The 24,282-nt window shown below is 34.7% G+C and carries 10 protein-coding genes and 1 pseudogene; all 11 read right to left on the bottom strand.

All coding sequences use genetic code 11. The features are described 5' to 3' along the window. Positions 1 to 137: 137 nt before the first annotated feature. The 11 genes and pseudogenes from AC4FRF_RS06125 to AC4FRF_RS06075 all read right to left on the bottom strand — a co-directional run bounded on the left by AC4FRF_RS06125 (position 138) and on the right by AC4FRF_RS06075 (position 24,178). Positions 138 to 1,817 (bottom strand): rhamnogalacturonan acetylesterase, encoded by a 1,680-nt coding sequence (locus AC4FRF_RS06125; protein WP_491158610.1) that lies wholly within the window; start codon positions 1,815 to 1,817, stop codon positions 138 to 140. A gap of 121 nt (positions 1,818 to 1,938) precedes the next feature. Further along, the gene (locus AC4FRF_RS06120; RefSeq protein WP_491158609.1) at positions 1,939 to 2,628 is read right to left on the bottom strand and encodes a glycoside hydrolase family 78 protein; all 690 of its coding nucleotides are present in this window, start codon (positions 2,626 to 2,628) and stop codon (positions 1,939 to 1,941) included. Between the two features lie 5 nt (positions 2,629 to 2,633). Further along, a complete protein-coding gene (locus AC4FRF_RS06115; protein ID WP_491158608.1) occupies positions 2,634 to 7,007 on the bottom strand; it encodes a pectinesterase family protein in 4,374 nt (1,457 codons plus the stop codon). A 493-nt stretch (positions 7,008 to 7,500) separates the two neighbouring features. Then, on the bottom strand, positions 7,501 to 9,015 hold the full coding sequence (locus AC4FRF_RS06110; RefSeq protein WP_491158607.1) for a pectate lyase: 1,515 nt from the start codon (positions 9,013 to 9,015) through the stop codon (positions 7,501 to 7,503). 780 nt (positions 9,016 to 9,795) lie between these two features. Then, a pseudogene (locus tag AC4FRF_RS06105) lies at positions 9,796 to 10,194 on the bottom strand (PorV/PorQ family protein). Between the two features lie 191 nt (positions 10,195 to 10,385). Further along, positions 10,386 to 11,297: an alpha/beta hydrolase gene (locus AC4FRF_RS06100; protein WP_491158606.1), complete on the bottom strand. Its 912-nt coding sequence runs from the start codon at positions 11,295 to 11,297 to the stop codon at positions 10,386 to 10,388. Positions 11,298 to 11,314: 17 nt separating this feature from the next. Continuing rightward, a complete protein-coding gene (locus tag AC4FRF_RS06095) occupies positions 11,315 to 12,880 on the bottom strand; it encodes a glycoside hydrolase family 28 protein (RefSeq protein WP_491158605.1) in 1,566 nt (521 codons plus the stop codon). 50 nt (positions 12,881 to 12,930) lie between these two features. Then, complete coding sequence (locus tag AC4FRF_RS06090) at positions 12,931 to 13,902, bottom strand: pectinesterase family protein (protein WP_491158604.1); 972 nt, start codon at positions 13,900 to 13,902, stop codon at positions 12,931 to 12,933. Between the two features lie 586 nt (positions 13,903 to 14,488). After that, positions 14,489 to 16,177 (bottom strand): sodium/sugar symporter, encoded by a 1,689-nt coding sequence (locus AC4FRF_RS06085; protein ID WP_491158603.1) that lies wholly within the window; start codon positions 16,175 to 16,177, stop codon positions 14,489 to 14,491. A 232-nt stretch (positions 16,178 to 16,409) separates the two neighbouring features. Continuing rightward, complete coding sequence (locus AC4FRF_RS06080; protein WP_491158602.1) at positions 16,410 to 17,060, bottom strand: hypothetical protein; 651 nt, start codon at positions 17,058 to 17,060, stop codon at positions 16,410 to 16,412. Between the two features lie 80 nt (positions 17,061 to 17,140). Further along, positions 17,141 to 24,178 carry a pectinesterase family protein gene (locus AC4FRF_RS06075; protein WP_491158601.1) on the bottom strand — a complete coding sequence of 2,346 codons (7,038 nt, stop codon included), beginning with the start codon at positions 24,176 to 24,178 and terminating at the stop codon, positions 17,141 to 17,143. Positions 24,179 to 24,282 lie beyond the last annotated feature (104 nt).

Below are 24,282 nucleotides of genomic sequence, written 5' to 3'. Positions count from 1 at the left end.
GCTTATTATCATTGTGGAAAAAATCATGTATCATTTGCTGTCGATTTGAAAACATTAATTCCACCATTTAGTCCTTATTAACGAAAATACTAATAGTAAAGGAAAACATAAGGAGTAGATTTATATTTTTTTTTAATTTATTTGCTTTTAAAACTCATTCCGTCAATTGTAAAATTACTTAGACTAATTGATTGATGCTTTATCTTTTGATTCGCCCATGGGTAAATTCGCACATATAAACTTTGTCCACTTTCAATATTCTGATTCATTAAATAAGAATACTTTTTAATAGTGTCAGAAGTAATATTTGTTTCTTCTCCAACTACAATCTCATGACTGAAATCACTATCCGTTGAAGCTATAATTCTAAAATTAGAACCCCCACCTATAAAAAAATCTACGGATTTCGTTACTACTTTTGCATTTTCAGAAGTTTTAAATCCAAATTGAATATATCGGGAACGAACGAGGTCTATTTCATTAGTTGGCCATTTTTCACCGGTCAAATTGAGGTGTTGAACTTTTGTAGTTTTAAAATCATCCGTTGCATTTTCTAATACAGCATATTTTCCCAAATTTAATCCTTTCCAGTTTTGAACAAATCCCTGAATTGGACCGTCCACATTAGGCTTGTTATTATTTGAGAGTGTATAAAATACCTTTATAGGCTTGTTGTCCGGCACAGCTAAAACATCCCCTGACAACTCAATATATTGAACTTCATTTTCGGGTCCGGATAATTTTATGCGATCTTTAAAATCTCCCGTTTGTTTTGGAGTCATTCTGATATGCAGCTTAAAATTGTTTAAAGAATCTTTGTCAAGCACTAGTTCTTTAACTTTGTTAAAACCAACATCTTTTTTAGTAGAAACTTCAAAATCGCCTATCGCTTCAACAATTATTTCCCCTTGTATCTCTTTATTTTTTGCTGCGTAAATCAAGTCAAAAACACGATCAGTTTCTGTCCCTATATAAATGTCTTTCATGGAAATTACTGATGTATTGGTCATCAATCCTCTTTCTGGTTTCAGGTAAGCAGTAAGGAGATTATTCTTCCTTAATTCCTTTATAAAAAGCTTTGAAAAAAGTAAAGCGCCATTCGATCCAAAATGAGTTCCGTCATTAGGTAATGAATAAATTTGTCGAGCAGCTTCTTTATCTCCAATTGAGTTAACCAACTCTTTAGTGGCTCTGGTCATGTCAATTAAAGTACAATTCAGTTCTTTTGCCACCAAAGCCATATTAGCCGAATAATTTAATGCAATGGTATCTTTGGCATCAAATGAAGTATTAACATGTTCTGCATAATATTCGCCTAAATCATGCTGCCCTCTTCTGGTTAACATATGATCTTTTCCAAACATTTTGCGTACTACAGGCGTACACAATACAGGGTAGGCTTTTAATGCTCGGATTTCATTTATATAAAGTCTGAGATAGTGGCGATACGTCATACTGGGAACAGTACCTATTTCCCCATCTAAACCGTTATGCTTTTCATCATTGTGCCCAAATTGAATCAACACATAATCACCTGGCATAATCCTTTTTTTTGCTCGTTCCCAGTAGCCTCCATTGTAATAGGATTTTGAACTTGTACCTGACTTTGCAGGATTAACAAGCACCAAATTCTCATTAAAAAAATTGGGTAACATCTGAACCCAGCCCCTCTGGTCTTTTACATTTGGGTTTTGTTCTTCCATTGTTGAATCGCCAATTGTATGCAACCTGACAACTCTTTTTGATTCCATATCTTTATCCATTCCATAAATCTGAAACATTAAGAAAAAAGAAACAATAATTTTAATTCTATTCATTCGTTATTATTCTATTTTGTGAAAAATATTAAACCAGATGACATTCTGATTTTGAAAAATATAAAAATACAGCTATCCGAAAAATTAATTCCAAATAGCTGTATCTATTTTCAAAAAGCAATTAATTCTTAACAAATTGCCACACTTGTCCCTTAGATATTCCTCCTTTATTATCTTTAACATCTACACTCCAATAAAAAGTACCTGAAGCATTTAAACTTTGAGTATAGGTTTTTAAGCTTTGACCGGAAGAAACTTTTTCTGTAGGCGGATTTGTCGTTCCAAAATATACATCATAAGTCAGCACGTCATTCGCGTCTACATCTGAAGCAGTCCATTCTAACACAACCGAATTATCACTTACAACGGACGACAATTCAGGTTTGACAAGAGACGGGGCAAAAGGCAAATGATTGGTCAAACCAGTACCCTCTGTATAAAATTGAAATACATTAGAATAATTACCTGACAAGTTCTTAGAATCTATTGCCTTTACCCTCCAGTAATAACGTATACCTTTTTCCAATGAAATTGTTTTACTTGGAGTCGTACTAGAATTGGTATAATCAATTTGCGAAAACTGATTATCTTTTGCTATTTCAATTTGATAAGTAATAGCGTCTGAATTCGGATCAGATGCAGCATTCCATTTAAAAGCAACAGAATTATCAATACATAGTACATTATTTTCCGGAGCAATTAAAGTTGGAATTGAAGGGGCTTTATTTTTTTTAGTAACATCCGAACTATCATCTCCTCCACAAGAAATGAGTAATAATCCAATAAACAAGGTCAGTATATACTTTTTCATTTTTATTATTGTTTTATAATTTTTAAAATAACTAGCTCATCCAAATACACTTTTACAAAATAAACCCCTGTAGCTCTATTTTCAAGATTCATTTGTACTTTTCCATTATTTACTTTGTAAACATCAGAAGAAATCAGTTGAGAATTAACGTCGAACACTTCCATTTTTATTTTATCAAGTATAACCGGAACAGCTACCTCAAAAAATCCTTTAGTCGGATTTGGAAAAACAATTACTCCTGACAAATCAATTTTTGAATTGATTGTTCCCTCGCAAGCAATAGCTGTTTGTACCTGAACTACATCACCAGGGAGCACATCAACAGAAAAAGAAGAAGCTGTGGTTTTCAGAACATTTTTTCCGTTTACCGAAACTGTATATGGAGCCGTACCCTGCTCGATATCTACCGAAAGTTTATCTGAAACCATTGTAGTTTTAGCTGAAACATTCGTTCCGCTTGCCACTACGGCACTAAAGCATCGATTGTAGGAATCAGACGCAACAGAAATACAGAAATCATACCCCCCCGGTGTTAAATTTTCAATTATTTTAGTTGTATTAAAACTGTAAGTCACTCCATTGACTATCGTCGTATAATCCAATGCTTTGTTAGCTGTTATGATTATTTTACCGTTCTTTTTACCCACACAGCTTTCTCCGACAGTTTCAATGGTAAAATTATCGGAAGACAATGTAAAACAGCCATTTGCGTCTACTGTTGCACCAGGTGGTGTATTTAGACATAGATCTTTATTATTTTTAACTCCGTCATTGTCATCATCTAACTGACTCGCAGAACAACCAGAAGTATTAACAGTTTCTCCTGTTGGCGTACTAGGACAAGTATCTAAGTTGTTTTTCACGCCATCATTATCATCGTCTAATTGACTTTGAGCACATCCAGAAGTATTAACAGTCTCTCCTGTTGGCGTATTAGGACAAGTATCTAAGTTGTTTTTCACACCATCATTATCATCGTCTAATTGACTTTGAGCACATCCTGAAGTATTAACAGTCTCACCTGTTGGCGTATTAGGACAAGTATCTAAGTTGTTTTTCACTCCGTCATTATCATCGTCTAACTGACTCGCAGAACAACCCGATGCATTAACTGTTTCTCCTGCCAGCGTATTCGGACATAAATCCAAACTATTATTCACCCCGTCATTATCATTATCCAAGTCTTGTGCTACAACAACAATCTCTTTTGTTACTGAATTATTACATAATGTATACGTAATTGTAGTAGTTCCTATAGCCAGCCCGCTAACCAAACCATTTGCATCTATCGTTGCTTTATCAGTTGCGCTACTTATCCATGACCCACCGGTAATTTCATGTGATAATTGAAGTGTACTGCCCACATTAACTTCTGTGCTATTTTCCGCTGAACTGATAGGATTGACTGAAGCGCCAAAACAGTTAACATTTATTTCATTTGATGCAGTTCCAAGTCCTCCCATGGAATTGGCAGCTCTAACTTTATAAGTTCCCGTTGCAGTGAAATTATAACTATTGGTAGTAACGAAATCAACAAAAATATCATCCTTAAAAATTGCCCAACCTAAAACGTAATCATTGTCTGCCCATGTTAATGAAGTTGCAGTCTTGGTTACAACTGGTGCCGTGATTTGATCCGTATAAAGATTAGGTTGCCAGCCGTCACTCCCCAAAACATTTTCAACAGTATAATTAGCTGCTTCTGTTGGTGTAAGTACTGGATTAAGAGTTACTGAACCACCATCGTAATCAGTATAATAAGATTTTCTGTTGGTCAAGTCGACAAGACCGCCTGTGGCAGTCATACTATTGTATTCTGCATAAACTTTGGGTAAAGTTCCCCATGCAGACCAACCTTCAGCCTTGGGTAATATATTCATTTTAGTATTGATAAAAACCACTTGTGGAGCATCATGCCAAGGACGCCCCAAACTATATGTTCCTTTGTTAATATCGGCTCCATCTATGGTACAATCACTAAAAACAAATCCCTTACCAGTTAAAGGAGTAGATGCAGCAGTAATTACATTACCGCCTCTGTTTTCTAAATAGAGTAAACATTCTTTGAAATAAGCATCGCTGCTTCCGTATATAAAATCTACCGTACCGTGGATTTCACCGTTTTCAAGATAAATCTTTTGGCCTGCCGTAAAAAAGGTGTCTTGATTTCCCAATAATGCCACATTTTTCAAAATATTTTTATTTCCAATATTTTCAAGAGCAAGCCCACGTCCACCAAATTCACCTGTTCCATAACTTAAGTTATTCATAAGAGTCAAATCCTGCATGTAAATATTATTTGCAGTTTCTGTCAAATTAATTGTTGAAACTTCAAAACCTTCATCGGCCAATAGAGGCTTATTAAAAAGGATTGTTTTATCCATACTTTGTCCAATGAGAGATATATTTGGAGTTGAAATCTTGGTCTCTTTTTTGGCATCTCCAGTCAAAAGACCTAAATCATAATTTCCATTTGGCAAAAAGATAAAAAACCTGTTTCCTCCGCTTGGAGCTGCTGCGATAGCTGCAGCCTTTGCTGCAGCAAAATCGCCATCAACACCCACTATAAAATCGTATCTTTTTTTAGTTACTGTTGGTTTATTCAAAGTACTAAAACTAAAAGAAACAGGCGTAGTCAAGGTGTTTCCTGACAAATCAGACACCTTGCTTCCAGCAAGCGTAAAAGTATAATTGGTATTATAATCCAAGCCCACATAAGGAAAACTAATTGTTTTTCCCGTAACTTCAGGAGTCAGGGTTTTACTTCCCAATGTAGCCGTAGTCCCAGGGACAATTTGAACTTTCTCATCAAAAGCCAAAATGATTTTTCCAAAAGTACCAACCGTAGTTGAAGCTGCCGCAGGAAGAGTGGATTGAAGAATTGGAGCAATGGTGTCAATAACTAAAACCTCATCAGCTTTTACCATAACGTTAGATAAAACCGTTGCTGTAACGTCAAATGTGATTCCGTCTGCGGGTAATCCATGTTTTGGACCCGCAACATTAGGAAACCATCGGAGATACACTTTTGCTTGTCCTTCTGCCTCAACCGGCAATGTTCCTCCAATTGGTGTAATGGTACTTGTATTTATGGTAGTTAAGCTAGAAACATCTACAAAGTTCACGCCATCCAGTGAATATTGGAAAGTCCACTCGTCACAGCCGTAATAGAGACCAATAAGTCCCGACGAAACGTTTATATTTTTATATCCAACCGTTGAAAATGAAGTCTGGAAATAGAAAAATTGCCCTCTATCAGAATTCCAAACGCAAAACCCATTTTTTCCACCCCTGTTTTGAAGTCTCACGCTAGTAGCAAAAACATTGTCTGCAACATTATAAGCAGATATTTGTGGTCTATTATCAACATTAGAATACAACTCGGCCACCCTAGGATTAGCATATTGGTCATTCTTGAATGTCCAGCCAGCTATAAAGGATAAATTGTCATACGTACCTGTAATACTTTTATTTCCATCCATTGTTACAGAAGTGCTTAATGCCGTTGTTCCATCTGACCAATTGCTGAATTTAACGATATCATTTTCAACAGCCGTTATGGTAACATTAGTACCTGATTCGTAAACAGAAAACGCTCCATCTTTTCCGGCAGGAGAAACCGTGTATTCTCCCAAGCCAAATGCTCCTTGTAGATCTATACCCAAAGTATAAGTGTTGACGGCTTCAAATTCTGCCACTAAAGTGGTGTTTGAAGAAAGAGTAAAGATGTATGGATTGGTAGTTGAAACCTGAACGCCATTCCCATCGACCCATCGAATAAATTTGTATCCAAAGTTTTTATTGGCCGTCATGGTAATCTCTGTTCCTTGATTTAATGTGGTCCCCCCAGGATTCGAAGTAATTGTTCCTGACAAAGCAGGGCTTACATTGGTTGTCAAAGTATAGGTAATTGCATTAGGATCATTGGTCACTTTTTCGAAATAATCTACATTGAACAAATATCCCGTGTTTGTTGGATGCTTAAAAACCAGATACAAATCGTGGGTACCGGTGGTTGACGTAATTCCAGTTGAAAACTTTTTATAATCGCTCCATCCTGAAGTTCCGGAAACTGTTGCTGTCCCAATCAAAGTGCCATCCACTGCATCCAGCCTAAATTCAATAGTTCCACCTGTTGTTCCTGCAGCTGCCACATCAAAACGAACATCATATGGATCAAACACCTGTCCGGTAAATTTAATCCAAGTATTGTTTTTAATGTAGCCCACATTTCCAGTTCCAGAAAGACTAGTATTCGTTTCGGCCTTTGCTCCTGAAGCCTCATTATAATTTTCTGCTTCGATTCGCTGAATTGTTTCCGAATATCCTATTACTGAAAAGAGCATCAGCAACAAGAACATAAAGTATTGTTTTTTCATTTTTTTTTTGGTTTTTTTGGTTTTGCTAAATAGTTTATATTTACTCCTATGCATATATTTTAACAAATTAAAATCCATACTGGAGGCCTATTAGTTCAATTTAAGAGTCTTTTTTCTTCATATATTTAATGTTTAAATGTTAATTACTCATGTTACGCAAAAAAAGTTGTCATATATCCAGTTTTAGCATTTGCATTGTTGACAACTTATGTGGTATAAAACTATATTTACTCTGCTGTTCTAGGTTTTGACAACAACATAAATTATGCTTGTATTTGCAGAATTATCTTGCCATTGTAAAAAAATTAATAAACCTATTAAGATTTGCTGTCGTATTTACAATTGTTCCTTCTTCTTATTTACCATTTGTTGGTTGTTAGTTAATAGGTTATATAAACATGCTTTAAAACAAAATCAAGTTTAGGGCTACTTGTAAAAGATCCTACACAGAAACTTTGAAATCAACATCTGTGCAGGATTATCAAGAATAATTCTATCCCTTTTGCTTTATAACTTGATCTGAAACAATACTGTTAATATAAACTTCTATATTATCATAAGCAGTACTCAAATTTCTACCTTTAGCATCGTTATTATTAGGATCTAGTCCTTTTGTATTTTCCCATTGATCAGGCATACCATCATTATCAGTATCTTTCAATGCTGTCCCAGATGCTAATACTGGCCATCCACCAACGGCAGTCTGGGAATCGATAAGTCCATTTGTACTGCCTTTACCACCATCCATTATTGTTGCAATACCCTTACGAACATCATTAATTATTCGCTCATCTACAACATCACGAACTAATGAAGCACCAGCAAAATCTAATACTAAAGAATATGCTTTATCGGCAGCATGAGTTGTTACCGCAGAAGCATTATGAGGCGTATTAATTCTCATTGCAGCTTTATCTGCATCCGAAACAGTACCATATTTACTATTAAACTGATTAAATACTCCATAAGTCCAATTGTCTTGCGTTGCTAGTACTGAACCTTCAACAATATTTCCATTAATATAAAATTTACCCCAAATGTTATATACAGGGTTTGGAGAAACATCAGTATTAGTATTTTTATCTATTGATATAATACGATCCTTTCTGGATGTTGCCGGACCTGGTTTATAATAACAGTTTACGATATTTACATTCGTCGCTTCTCCTCCATAACAGCTGTTTCCTCCCCAATTATAAATTACATTATTTCTTAAGTCAATCAAATCCGTAAGAGCAAAAGCATCATTAGCATATTCTCCTAATCGAGGGTTTCTACTATCATTAGAAGACATCAAATTATGATGAAATGAAGCGTTCTTTCCACCCCAAATTCCTCCATATCCATGAGAACCTTTATCATGAACTGAGTTTTTTAACGCTTCGGATATCATACACCATTGCAACGTGAAATTTTCATTTTGATAAAAAGAAACACATTCATCAGTGGACCAACTCATCGAACAGTGATCTACAATAATATTTTTATGAAATCTCCCCCCTAAAGCATCATCCTCTACTGCTTTAGTATCTCCCATTCGAATTCTTAGATATCTCAAAATAACATTATCAGCATTAATACTTACCGGATAGTAAGCCAAACAAATACCTCCTCCAGGTGCCGTTTGTCCTGCAATTGTAATATCATTATTAGAAATAGTTAATTTAGAATTTAGATAAATCGTACCTGAAACATCAAATACTACTATTCTAGGACCTGTCTTATTTACAGCATATCTTAATGTACCTGGTGCATTAGTATCTTCCAAAGATGTTACTTTATATACAGTACCTCCTCTACCTCCGGTTGCATTCATACCACCACCTTCTGCTCCTGGAAAAGCAAAAGGATCTTCAACCACCGGACTATTTGAATTGGTATTATTGTTATTGCTATTGTCATTATTTTCACCAAGATTATCATCCAACCTATAAGATGATGTACATGCAGGAAAACCGAATAGACATACACTAGTGAAAAAAAGAATACCTAAAACACACTTTTTCATGGTTTTATTTTTATTTAATAATTTTATTTGATTTAATGATTGTAAACTCAAAAAGAATTCAGTTGTCCTTTTGGAACATAACCGAAACTAAAAAAATGTAGGTAACGAAATTTTTCTAACAGATAAACATTGCCAAAAAATATCATCCTAATAACTACTAAATACTTTCTTTCTAAAAATATTACCGACACCATATTTTTTCCTTGACAAGATATTATTCATGGTTTTTGGTTTATCAATGAGATGTAATTTTTATCTCAATATCTATTAATTCTCTACCCAACAAAAGAGTTATATTCGAAACTCATCCATAATATAATTGTCTAAAAAATTGAACATAAAAACATATATTTAAAAATAAAAAGAGATAAAAAACAGATACGTCAAAAAAATCAATTTTTAATCAAATTCTATCTTAGCAAATGTATTTATGTAGATTGGAAAAATATGGGGGTCAAATACAGAATCATTGAGGTCATATCGCAAAGCCTAGTGTTTTTAAGCCTTTACAAAAAAAACACTAACCTAAAAACAGGAGTCTCGTACTTGAAAAATGAAATTTTCATTTATAGATTTAAAATAATCACTATCAAAAAAAGTAATTTTATACCTAGTACAATTTTTAAAATTTTAAGTCAAATAAAGTAAACATAGCTACTTATCACCAAAGTTAAAACTGAGTAAAAATCGAAGCGTACTTTTTATAACTTTCCACCTTCAGTTAAATTTATTAAATACAATTTCATGGGACTCATAAAATTCCGCTATATCAATTGCAAATTAATTCGCCAAAGTAACATCACTGTTATCGGTTGCAACTTTTAAATTTGAATGAATAGATCTGCCCGAAATAGCCATTGAAAATTTTCCACTCAGTTTTAATGAATAAGAGCCGTCTAAAGCAAACTAGTTAGGTCTCACGAGAAAAAAAACCTCATCTGGATCGCTTGTTTGTCTTAATGCAATATCACCAAAGCCAAAATATCTAAAACTTGTTGCAAAGGCACTTCTATCGTCTATTTTATGATAATTAGTAAGTTACCCTAGTCCTACATCGTTTGTTAAATTTACAGGGTAATAATTACAAATTAATAACATTCCTTTTTATTCTTTTGCAAAAGTATATTTTGCGGGATTCCATTGCTGAGAAAAGACATCCGAAGATGTAGAAACTCTCATGTTTACCATACCAGCTGCACGAGCGTCAACTGAAACTAATAAAAAGGCACTGACGGTCTGATTACTCTATCTTGAGCTTTATTCACATACATTGATAGAGCACAAATAATTAGTAATTTTTCATATTTTGGTTGATAATTTTGGTTAAAAAATTAATAGAGAGTTATTCTTAATAAAAAAACTAAACGATTTTATTTATTTAAAAAGCCCATTTCTCTTAGCCAGGCTTCACACAAACTCGTCCAAAGCTCTGTAGATCCGGGATTGTTTCTTAGAGCAATTGAATGTCCTCCCTGTGGAAAAATATGCAAGGCCGATTTTACACTGGCTTTTAAAAGTGCCTCGTAATAATGAATACTATTTAATGGGTTAACTACAGGATCATTGGCAGCACAAACTACAAAAGCAGGACAAGTTGTACTGTTAACATTTAGTTCTCCCGAAAAAAGAACCTCTGTATCCGTAGAAGGATCCTTACCTAACAAAGCGTCATGGCTTCCTTTATGTGCATTTTGCATCATACTGATAGCTCCTGAAACCACAATCTGAAAATCAGGTTTAAAATCAACTGTATCTAAAGCATCGTTTATTTTTGTATAATCTGTATTTATGGTTGCCAGATTCACAGCCAGACCTCCCCCTGCCGAACAGCCCATCACTCCAATCTTATTTTTATCAATTTCCCATTTTTCAGCATTTTCACGAACTAATTTAATTGCTCTTTGTCCATCCATTATAGGTCCGAAAGCCTGATTTTTTAAATCGGGCGAAGTAGGCATTCTGTACATCACCACAAAAGCATTTACACCAAATGTATTGAACCATTTGGCTAATTGAATTCCTGCAATATTATACGTTAATTTTTGATAGCCTCCGGGTGGAAAAATTAAAACTGCCGCTCCTGTATTTTCTTCCTTCGAAGTTAAAAAAGTATACATCCCCGGTACATCAACCTGAGTAACACGTTGACGCTCCTCAATCCGTGGCAATTTCATGCCCTTAGAATTTGGCATCTTTCCCTCAGGCCAAAGAGGTATATACTCCTGTCCTAATGCAGTGAATGATGCAAATACAAATAATAAATTCAGTACAATATATTTCATTCTCATTCTGTTTATTATTATTGGATTTTCCTAACGGACTCTTTTATTTTAGAAAGAAAATTATTTCCTTCTATGATTTCTGAATCTTTAAACTCTAAAAAAACATCGACCGGCTCTTTTTGAAAACAATTATTTAACAAAACATTTTTAGAATTACTTACTTTTATTACTGACTGATTCGTTATAGGCTTTTTAGACCGTATATCATTCAAAACCAGATTATCACAATTTTTAAATTCAAAAGAAGCTCCTTTTTCCGTACTGATATCAACATTATTAAAGGTTAAATTTTTCGCTAAATCCGAACTGAAACCCTGCTGAGCTTCCAAATTAATATTGGTAAAAGACAACTCACTAATAGGCATTTCTTCAATACCCTTTATTTCTCCGGCTTTATTTATACCAACTCCTGAAACATCACTTATATGAATATTTCTAAATATTGGGGTACGCTCAGAAACCGGTTCCGGTTTAGAAGCACGGTCATAAAACAAATCAAAAGTGAATGCATTCCGACTAATATTCCTCATTACAACATTAGAAACCCTGATATTTTCAACCACACCTCCTCGACCTCTGGATGCTTTCATGCGAATTCCTGCATCCGTTCCGTCAAAAACACAATTAGAAATCGCTACATTTTTCACACCTCCGGACATCTCACTACCAATCACAACCCCTCCATGACCGGCTAGCATTACACAATTAGTTATTGTGATATTCTCGCAGGCCTTACCATAATTTCTACCATTTGAATCTCGTCCTGATTTTATAGTAATGCAATCATCTCCTACACTAATAAAACAATCTGAAATTCTAACATTACTACAGGACGAGGGATTAATCCCATCAGTATTAGGACCATGTGGATCTTTTGCAGGATTAAAAATCGTAACGCCATGTACCACAATATCATTACATCCTTCAGGATTAATGGTCCAAAAAGGAGAATTTTGAATACGTATTCCTTCAATTCTTATTTTATTACACTCTAAAAACTGGATAAATGGAGGACGAAAAAACTGCTTCTTAAATATTCCTTGGTAATAAGGTTCTACTGTCAGATCTTTATTGGCCGCAGTCCACATTTTTTGCAAATCATTTGGTTTTTCGATACCATTTTTTGATTTAATTTCACCTAAAAGTCTATACTCTTCATCCCACCAGGCAAATCCGTTACCATCAAGAGTTCCTTCACCTTTTATAGTAATATTTTCCGCTTTATATGCATTAATTAAAGGGGCGAATGTATTCATAAACACTCCTTCATAACGAACATTTTGAAATGGCAAATAATCTTTAAATTCAGAAGAAAATTTTAAAGTAGCTCCAGCTTCCAAATAAATTGTAATATTACTTTTTAAGGTAATTGCCCCAGTTAGATAAGTTCCTGAAGAAAAATACAAAGTTCCTCCTCCTTCCTTTGCTGCCTGATTAATCGTTTTATTGATTAAATCAGTACATTTTATTTTTGCTGTATTATCTGCGCCCAATGCTCTGATATCATAATTTTTACAATGAGCTGTAACAGACAAGAACAGCAGAATTACACAAGGAAGATTTTTAATCAATAACTTTTTCATTATTATATTTTTTTATTATTTATTTTATTCCAAAACTATTTTTGAAAAAACTAAAACTTAGTTGCATCCAGTGCCCATTCACTTTCAACCTTAAAAATTTCATTTAATTCAAACTTTGATAATTCACTTTTTCTCAAATTATGAACCCATTTAACTCGTTTTGAAGTATCGGATCCCGATCCTTTATTTCCGTATTCAGCATAAAAAACAGTTTTCTCTTGTTCTGGTTTTTCCCAATTATGCCAGCCTTCTGGAAGAATATGCTTCCCCAGAAAACAATCAATAAAAACCACCTTAGCATAAGCTCTCCATGGTCTTCCTAAATACACTTTATCAACTTCCGGATCAGCAGTTAGGTTGCATTTAAGAAAAACAAAACCAAATTCAGCTTCCTTGGGAGTATTTGCTGCTGTAATAAAGGAATTGGTTTTACTATGAATCTCACATGAATCAAAAATAGCTGTGGCAGATCCAAAAATATAATCCGTTGTCCCAGCTATATAACAATCTTTAAAAAATTGTCGGCTATTTTGACCTGCAGCATATAAAGTATCTTGATTCCCCAACAAACTGCAATTCTTGGCAACAAAATAATCGCCTTCAACATGAAGCGCTACAGCTTGACCAACTCTTCCTGCTGCATTTTCAACAGTTAAATTTTCTATTCTTATATGATCGCCTGAAATTTTTAAAGTATAGCTTGTAAAAGTTCCAATAAAAGGCTGTCCTGCATAATTATCATAGGTCAAAATCGTTTTTTCTTTACTCTCCCCTATCAAACTAATATTAGTATGAAAGGAATCGATTAATACTTTCTCTTTATAAACTCCGTTTTTAATAAATATCTTTTTCTTAGTGCAAGAAAAAGCTCCGCAAGCGGTAATCGCTTGCTGAATTGATTTATAATCTCCGGAGCCATCTAAAGCAACTACTAAATTATTTTTGTCATTTTTTGCAAAAACTGAATTACCCGAAATCAGCATTGCTATAACAACCAAATAAAAAAATTTAACTATTTTCATTGTTTAATTAAAATAAAAAAAGAAAGAATAAAAAATTTAGAATCTATTATCCTTCCTTTTACACTACCAAATTATTTACTATTTAATTTACAAACCGACACAAACCTATCATATATTTTTTTCTATGGAGGTTGTTGTTTAGCAATGATAATAGCGACAAATCACAATTACTAAAAAAAAACAACAAGAAACACTCATTATAAACAAGTTACAACATTAAAATAAAGCTATCTTGTTAAAATCTTCAATTCATGAAAGAAAATGAAATAAACATATTGTATAAGAAGAAGCCTCTTTAGTTATGATTTTATAATAAAAATAGTCTTTGGATATACCAATAAATAATTTTACAAAAACTCAATAAAGAATTGAAAAACATCCTATGTTAAACTCTTTACAATAACTAGATGCTCCGAACATGCCGATTTAAAAAATCAACAGTTTTACATGTTACAAAATAGCCTGTAAACATTATTATTTACAGGCTATTTTTTTATTTTTAATATTAGTTAGATAGTTGCTTGTGTTTTTAATTTTCAAACTAGCAACTTGAAAGATTCAATTATTTGCACTGGATTACAATTTTCTACCAAAACACAGAATATAAGGCTACTAATATTCCGCATATAATCATTGCACCTACTGCAAAGCCTCTGCTAACATTAAACATTTTACTATCAATTTCTAAACCTTTAGCTTTAGATCCATTTTTTTCATCTATTAGACTTATCAAAATCATGAGTAATACACAGATTACGAATACGAATCCCATTCTGTCCAAAAATGGAATTTCATAAACCATAGATTTATCCTCTTGCTCTACTAATGTTGCAAAACCACTACTACTTAAAAATTCCAAATTCATAATATTAGGTAGGAATTTAAAAATTACTGAAAGCACAAAACCTCCAATAGTCGCAAACATAGCAGCATTGGAACTTGTTTTTTTCCAGAAGAAGCCTAAAATAAACATGGCAAAAATTCCAGGACTTACAAATCCGGTATATTCCTGAATAAATTCAAAACCTCCTTTTTTATCTATCCCTAACATTGGCGCTATTAGCACCGCAATAAACATTGATACTAAAACTGTTAATTTACCAATCTGAACCAATTTCTTTTCGGTAGCATTTACATTTAATTTGTTTTTATAGATATCCAATGTAAAAATGGTTGAAATACTATTCACTTTACCAGCTAATGAAGCTACAACTGCTGCAGTTAAGGCTGCAAAAGACAATCCTTTTAAACCTACTGGTAATAAGTTTAATAATACAGGATAAGATCTGTCTGGATTCATTACTCCATCAGAACCTAACATTTCTGTTTGCAAACCTCCTTTTGAATAAATTACAAAAGCAGCGATACCCGGTAATACTACAATAACAGGCATTAATAATTTTAAAAAGGCTGCAAATAAAATTCCGCTTCGGGCCGTTTTCAAATCCGCCCCTAAAGCTCTTTGTGTGATGTACTGATTACATCCCCAATAATTTAAATTTACAATCCACATTCCTCCTAATAACACTGTCAATCCGGGCAAACTAGGGAAATTAGGGTTATCTTTTTTGAAAATCATATGAAAATGATCTCCAGATTGATTCATCATATAATTAAAACCTTGTACTATTCCGTTTTGACCATTTAATTCAGCTACTTTGTCTAAGGCTAAATAAGTGGTTACTAGTCCTCCAAAAATCAGGAACACTACCTGAACCACATCGGTATAACCAATCACTTTCATTCCTCCTAAAGCAATAACAATAGCAAAAAATGCCAGCCCATACATACAAAGAGTTAGATCGATACCCGAAATACCATTAATGGCCAATGCCCCTAAATAAAGTATAGACGTTAAATTCACAATAACATAGAGTAACAACCAAAAAACAGCCATAATCATTGCCACGTTCTCATTATATCTTTCACTTAAAAATTGTGGCATAGTATAAATTTTATTCTTTAAATAGACCGGAATAAAAAACACGGCTACTATAATTAAAGTCAATGCTGCCATCCATTCATAAGTAGCAATGGCTAAGCCCATTTTAAAACCATTACCTGACATAGCAATAAACTGCTCCGAAGAAATATTGGAAGCAATCAAGGAAGTTCCAATTGCCCACCAAGTCAAAGATCCTTCTGCTAAAAAGTAATCATGAGATGCCGAAATTGATTGTGTTTTTTTACGTATATAAACCGAATAACCATATCCCGCTACAATAAAAAAGTAGACAAGAAATACCATGTAATCGGCTAACTGAAGTGAATTCATAAAATTGTTGTATTAAATTATTTTAGTTGTTAATGATTTATTTTTTAATAAAAAAAGGTATCAGCAATAGTATTCACTGATACCTTTCCGGAACTTTTTGCTTGATAATATTATCAAACTCAATTATTGAGCTATGCATTCCGACTTTAGGGTCAGAAGTAGTTCATGCTTAGGAATCACTTAAAAAGCATTTTATAATTATTTACAAATGCTTTTTCACAATAGCGTGTTTTTATTCAAACAGAACTCCGTGTGTTTTTACGATTCTTTCTTTTGAATTCACTTTCTTAGCCGTATATTCTACACCCGCATACATTTTTACGTTCCCAGTATATTCCATTGAAAAATCAACATTATCCTGAGTTGATGTTAGAACCCCGTTTAAGAAAGTACTAGCTGTACCTTTGCCGGAAAAATTCACTTTGTACTGCTTTCCGTTTTCCGTTACTTTAAAAACACCTTCAGTGGGTTTTATACTTACACCATTGGCAACACGCAAGCCTTTATCAGTTGAGGTAATATTAATCCCTAACAAAGATTCGCCCCAAGGTGTATATGTAAAAGGAGTTGCTGAGGAATAATCTCCCAACATATAATTCCCCTTGGCCAGTTTCTTATCTGTAGAAGAAAACAATTCAAAATAAACTACTGCTGCATCGGTATTTGTACCTGAAAGTGTCTCAGAACGGGCTGAAAAATCAACATTGTAAGCATTTCCTCTTTTGCCGTAATTTTCCAAATACGCCTGAGAAAGTGTAACAGTTTTATCGCCTATGGTTAATGAGCCCTCGTTCGTTGCACTTTGAGATTCAACAGTATCATTAGAACAAGCGAAGAAAAAACTAACGAAAACCAGCGAAAATAATTTGACTATAGTATTCATAATTATTACGTTTTTTAATAATAGTTACTTTTAAAATAACAGGAGGCAAAGTCTAAAAGTTTCGCCTCCTTATTTTAAACTTATTTAATGATAATTTTTGCGGTCATACCCGATTTTGAACTTTGGATTAAATAATAACCCGCAGGTAAATCACTAACTGAAATTTCAGTTTCAGAGTTAGTTGTATTAATTTGTTTTACAACAACACCTGTAACAGAAACAACATTCACAGTATCATTCTCAACTGATGATTTTAAAGTTACACTATGTTTAGCCACGGTTGGGAAAGCATAAAATTCCTGTAATTTTTTCCAACGTGCATAAATCGACACATTAGTTGTCTGAGTTGTATCAAAACCAGTGATTTCAAACATATGACCAGCATCAGCATACCAGCCCATGAAACGATACCCTCTACATTGTGGATCTAACAACTCATAAGTTGTTCCGATTTCAATTGTTTTCAAATTAGAATTAATTGCCAATTTAGGCATGTTTAAGTATGAAACCGTATAAGTTGTTGGCGCCGCATTGATTGGTAAATTATTACCTCCATTACCCCAAAATGCGTATAAGGTTTGTGTTCCTGTAGCGGTTGCTGATATAGACTTTATTACTCCAGGTACTGTTGGCGAATTTGACCATCCGAAGAATGTATAGCCTTCTAATGTCGGTGTTGGTAATAGTGTTACACCACCTTCTCTGTATTCCACCGGAACTACTGTTGTCATTGTTTGTCCGTCAATAGCATTAATATACGTAATTGGTGAAAAAGTTGCCCTTGTTTTTAACCATCTTGGATCTCCAATTACTTCTGCTGTTGATGAAGCTGTTGCCAAAGGTGAATTTTTAGAAAAACTAAAATCTCCTAAAGCTGGATTTGGGAACACCAATCCAGTAAGACCTAATCCACTGACTGTTTTTACATTACTTTCTGACTTAGTAACACTTCCTTTTACGAGAACAGATGTAACCCCATCCAATAAATTATTATCCAAACTAGCAGCTCCAGCTCCACTAACGTGATTGGAGTAAAACATATAAGTTGTTTTTGGATTATCTAATTTTTGTTGCATCACATTATTCTTGAAATCATATATAGAAGCCGAAGTATAAGGGTTGTTTACATATACTAAAGCATTCGTATCCATACTACCTACATTGTAAACCGTGTTACTTTCTACCTGAACATTTATTGCTTGATCAGTGTTGACACTGTTCTGCAATGCAATAAAGTTCAATGCTTTATCAAAATTGTAAATCGTAGAATTTTTCAATGAAATTTCTTTCACTAAATGCGCATCCGGTTGAATAAAATTGTAGCCTATTGCAGCCGAACCATCCACAATACAATTATCTAAAGTGATTGCATCAATAACATTTTCTGTATTTCCTTCGGTTAACAACAAGCTTTGTTTAACACCTTTGATTGTAGCATTTTTGATTTCCAAAGAAGATAAACTGGCTCCGTTTTTAAACTGTAAGAAATTCGAAGTGGCATTGGTTAAATCAATAGCTACTCCATCAAAACTAAATCCTGCTGTTGCAATCGCAGCATTATCTGTATAAAAAGATGTTGCCAAAATTGGCTTAGCATCACCATCTGGCACAAAACGATAATTGTTATTAGTAATAGCAAGAGGCGCAGCCGAAGTATAGGTACCAGCAGCCATAATAAATTTACTACCATCTTCGGCTTTATTATATTTCTCAACAAAGTCAGTTGGATTAACATATACATCTAAACTCCCGTTTTGATTATCTGTGATGTTTTTAACTATTTCGTATAAATATACTTCAACGTTTGTATATTGACCATCAAGAGTAGTTAAATTACCATCAATCGGATTATTCGGATTCAAATCTTTTTCCGTTTCCCAAGCATCAGGCATTCCGTCTCCATCTGTATCAACAGGAGCATCTCCACCAGGTAATACAGGCCATCCTCCAGTAGCAGAAGGAGAATCAATATACCCATTAGTACTACCATTACCTCCATCCATAATCGTTGCATTTCCATTACGGGTATCATTTACTGCTCTTTGATCCACCTCATCTCTATATAAGCTTGCCCCTACATATTCTAATACCAACTCATAAGCTTTAGTAGCACTGTGCGTAGTAATTTCTCCCGGATTATGTGGTGTTTCAATTTTTACTTCGGCTTTATCAGCATCACTTACTGGCAATTGGCTACTATGAAACTGATTATAAACACCATAAGTCCAGTTGTCCTGCGTAGCTCTTGGTGAACCCACCACATAATTTCCATCTACATAATATTTTCCCCAAATACCATACAAAGGTGAAGTGGTATCTAAACTTCTTCCAGTAGACAAAATACGTTCCATCGTAGAACTAGAAGTTCCAGGTCCTGGTTTCCAATAATTGTTTACTAAATTCACATTCATAGCATCACCGCCATAGCAGCTGTTCCCTCCCCAATTATATATCACATTGTTACGAATGTCTACCAAATCAGTTAAAGCAAATGGATCATTAGCATATTCACCTAATCTTGGATTACGACTATCGTGATGTGCTAACAAGTTATGATGGAAAGATGCATTTTTACCTCCCCATACACCTCCATAACCATGGGCACCTTTAGCATGAACCGAATTACGAAGAGCTTCCGAAATCACACACCACTGAAGTGTAAAATTTTCATTTTGATAAAAAGAAACACATTCATCTGTTGACCAACTCATAGAACAGTGATCTACTATAATGTCTTTTTGGAAACGACCTCCCAAAGCATCATTTTCTACATCATGAGTATCCCCCATTCTAAAACGTAAATAACGAAGAATTACATTATTCCCTCTTACCTTGACATTGTAATCCTGCAACGTAATACCTCCACCCGGAGCAGATTGACCAGCAATGGTAATATTATCTGTAATATTCAATTCACTTTGTAACTTAATGTTACCAGAGACTTTAAACAATACAATTCTAGGACCACTTTGATTAATAGCATCACGCAATGAACCTGGACCAGAATCATTTAAATTGGTTACATAAATAACTTTACCTCCGCGACCACCAGTTACATATTTACCATGTCCCTCGGCACCCGGGAAAGCAGGAACTCCAGTTGGGCTACCTCCCCCTCCAGTATTACTACTGCTTACATCAATCTTACCAAAACCTGTAAAAAATTGTGGATGGGTCGTACTGTCATAGGAACCTTCAGCTAATTCAACACCATTAAGTGTAAATGTTTTAACCTTAACAATCGTATTTAAAACAGCTATTCCTGTCTCTGTAAAATTAATCTTCAGGTTTTCTCCGGCTGCCTGCTCATGGCTAAAAATAACCTGACTATCCTGACCTACATTAATAGTTCCGGAACCAAATGCATTAGCTGAAGATCCTTCTAATGCAGTGATATAATTAAGCCCATCATATTTAGTACTTTTCTGTGTTAAATCCCAAGTACCGTTAAACTCTGTATTATCTCCTTTTATAAGTAATACTCCTGTATTAACTACGCTACCCTGACCTATATTTAATGGAATTATATTTCCGCTGCCTGAAATTGGCCCTAACAATGTCATTGTAGTTTGATCAGCATTGGTAGATTGCATATCAAATCTCACATTCCCTGAAATCACCAGTGGCGCTTCCAGTGACATTCCGGCACCGCCGGTATAATAATAAATACTAGTACCATCTTTTAAGATTAAGCTTCCTGTCGCTTTATGAGCCCCTCTTAAACGTAATTTTCCACTGCCTGAAAAAGTAAGATCAGCAGGAAAAACAGTAGCAGTTGTTTCAATTTCCTTAGTCACGGAAACTTGTTTACCAGCTTCAGGCATTGTAGCCGGATCAAAATTGGTTGCTACATCCCAACTTTTGTTTGTAGCTCCTGTAAATACATAATCAAAATTTGTTGGAGGAACTACCGAATCAGGCTGATTATTTCCATTTTCACCCCAAAAAGCATAATATACCTGGTTTCCTGTAGCAGTAGCTGCTATTGTCGTAATTGCATCTGGTGTTGAAGCTGAAGTTGACCATCCATAAAATGTATAACCGTCTAATGCAGGTGTTGGTAATGTTACCGCAGTACCTTCTGTATAAGTCACAGGAGTTAAATTTGCTATCGCTACATTTCCAATAGCATTCATATAGGAAATAGAAGAAGTTACTACTCCTCCAACGGTTACTTTACTCAAAGCACTCAAACCTCCATAGGCATTGGCTGCCTGAACAGTATATTCATGAGAACCTGAAAGCACTTCTGCATCCACGTAAGTGGCATCTGTAGTAATGGCTAAAAATTTTCCATCTTTACATACTACATAACAAATAGCATATTGATTAGCATCCCAAGAAAGTGTATTATTTTGCCCCATTGCTAAATTAGCTGGAGCGGAAATTTGCTCTACAATTTCAAGAGGATTCCATTTATCAGTACCACTTAATACATTTTCGATAGTATACACATCAGCCTGTTCTTTGGTCAATACCGGATTGTAATTAGCTGTTGTTGGTACTCCATTAACAGTAAAAACATTTGTTCTGTTATCCGTATTCACTTTAACACCATTGCCATCTACACTATTGTATTCGGCAAAAAGAGCCGGAACTGTTCCCATGCTAGCCCAACCAACAGTATTTGGTTCTACCAACATCTTCGTATTCAGATACACTGCTCTAGGAGCATTTTGCCAAGGACGACCTAAGTAATAACTAGTTGCCGCCGAAATCGTACAATTATTGAAAATATAACCGTTTTGTACATTAGCATCATGGTTAGGAGCCACGATATAACCTGCTGCCACTGAAACTAAATTACATTGTTCATACCAATGGGTTCCGCCACCACAAATAAAGTCTACATCACCTTCAATAGTTGATTTGTAATAAAATGTTCTGTTTCCACCTGTTACCTCAGTATCCTGTTTACTTCTTAAACGAACGCCATTATACACATTACGGTCACCGGCAGGATTCAAAGCAGGACGTTGTCCTGACGTAGTTACACCATCTTTATGTTCCACAGTTACGTTTTCCATATATAAATCATTGGCCTCAATAGCCAAAACCGCATTCTTAATACCCCAGCCTGGATTACCCTGGAAAATCACTTTATCTTTAGATTGAGCAATTAAAGACAGCTTGTCTTTCCCGGCAGGAAGCGTTAACAATACAGATTGCGGATTAGTTCCGTCACCTCCTAAATTGTATGTCCCATTCGTAATAAATACCAGATATCTGGTTGCCGAATTGCTTGGAACTTTATTAAAAGCTTCTGCAATTGTTTTCACATATCTTCCTGAAGCCACCTGATCATCTGTAGCATTAGCATCAACAATTAAATCAAAATCACGCTTAGCAGGTATTGGTTTCTGAATTGTTGTAAATGTAAGATTTACAGCTGCCGCATTATTACCTGATAAATCCTTTACATAACCTTCAGGTAAGCTAAAGGTATATTGTTTATTATATTCTAAACCGAAATAACTAAATTTTACTGTTTTGTTTACAAATTCAGCAGTCAGATTTTTTCCGTTTAATGTTGCCTGACCGGCACCTAATTGAACTGATTCATCATAATTTAAAATAATAGTTCCACTAGCACTTGCTGTTGTAGCTCCTTCAGTAGGAATACTGGATAGTAATACCGGCGCAGTATTATCCACTACTAAAACCTCATCGGCTTTTACCATTACATTTGACAATACCGTTGCGGTAACATCAGTTGCACTACCATGAGTTGGCCCATTTACATTAGGGAACCATCTCAGATAAATTTTTTCTTTACCCTCAGCTTCAACAGGAAGTACTCCTCCAATAGATGTAATAGAACTAGAATTGATAGTTGTCAAACTGGAAACATTGACAAAGTTTACACCATCTAAAGAGTATTGAAAAGTCCATTCGTCGCAACCGTAATAATAAGCCATTAAACCCGAAGATACATTGATATTTTTATAACCTACCGTAGATAATGTAGTCATAAAATAGAAAAATTGTCCTCTATCGGAATTCCATACACAAAACCCGTTTTTACCACCCCTGTTTTGCAATCTCACATTAGCCGCTAAAGAGTTATCAGACACATGATACGCAAAAAGCTGTGGTCTGTTTTCTACATTTGAATATAACTCAGCCACCCTTGGATGCGCATATTGATCGGTTTTAAATGTCCAACCTGCAATAAAAGGCACATTGGCATAATTAGCCGTAACATTAGTATCCGCATTGATTGTTACCACTTTGCTCAAAGCAGTGGAGCCATCCTCCCAATTGCTGAATTTTATAACCTCATTTTCAACTGCTGTTATGGTCACATCAGTTCCTTTCTCATAAATAGAAAAACCACCATCTTTTCCTGCAGGACTTACGGTGTAATCACCTAATCCGTAAGCTCCTGCTACATTTACAGTTAAAGTAAATGTTTCTAAAGTTTCATATTCGGCTACTAAAGTAGTGTTTGCCGTTATTGTAAAAGTATATGGATTAGCTGTAGAAACCGTAGTTCCATTACCATCAGTCCATTTTGTAAATTTATAACCAAAGTTCTTATTGGCTGTTAGCGTTACTTCAGTTCCTTGATTAATTTGTGATCCTCCCGGATTAGCTGTGATTATACCAGCAGCAGTCGGGCTCACTGATGTGTTTAAAGTATAAAGTACCGCATTGGGATCATTTGTTACTTTTTCAAAATAATCTACGTTAAATAAATACCCTGTATTTGTTGAATGTTTAAAAACAAGATATAGATCATGGGTACCTGTGGTAGAAGTAATACTGGTCGAAAATATTTTATAATCTGACCAACCTGTGCTTCCGGACACAGTAGCTGTTCCTATTAAAGTTCCATCTGCAGCATCCAATCTAAACTCGATTGTTCCTCCTGTTGCTCCTGCCGCAGCTACATCAAAACGAGTGTCATATTGATTAAACACATGCCCGGTAAATTTAATCCAAGTATTGTTTTTAATATAACCTACATTTCCAGTTCCGGAAAGTGCCGAATTGGTTTCGGCTTTTGCTCCCGAGGCCTCATTAAAAGTCTCGGCTTCAATACGCTGAATGGTTTCTGAATACCCTATTACTGAAAAAAGCAGTAATAACAGAGAAATAAAGTATCTTTTTTTCATTTTTTGGTTTCTTTTGGTTATCTAGTTTTCATTCCCTCCGTAAACGAAAATCTTATTCATTTAAAATCTGTGTTGGAGGTCGGTTAATGTAATTTTAAGTATTC

This window comes from Flavobacterium sp. ST-158 (assembly GCF_058309975.1).
Note: the sequence above shows the minus strand (reverse complement) of the source record. Positions and strands in the feature narration are given on the sequence as shown.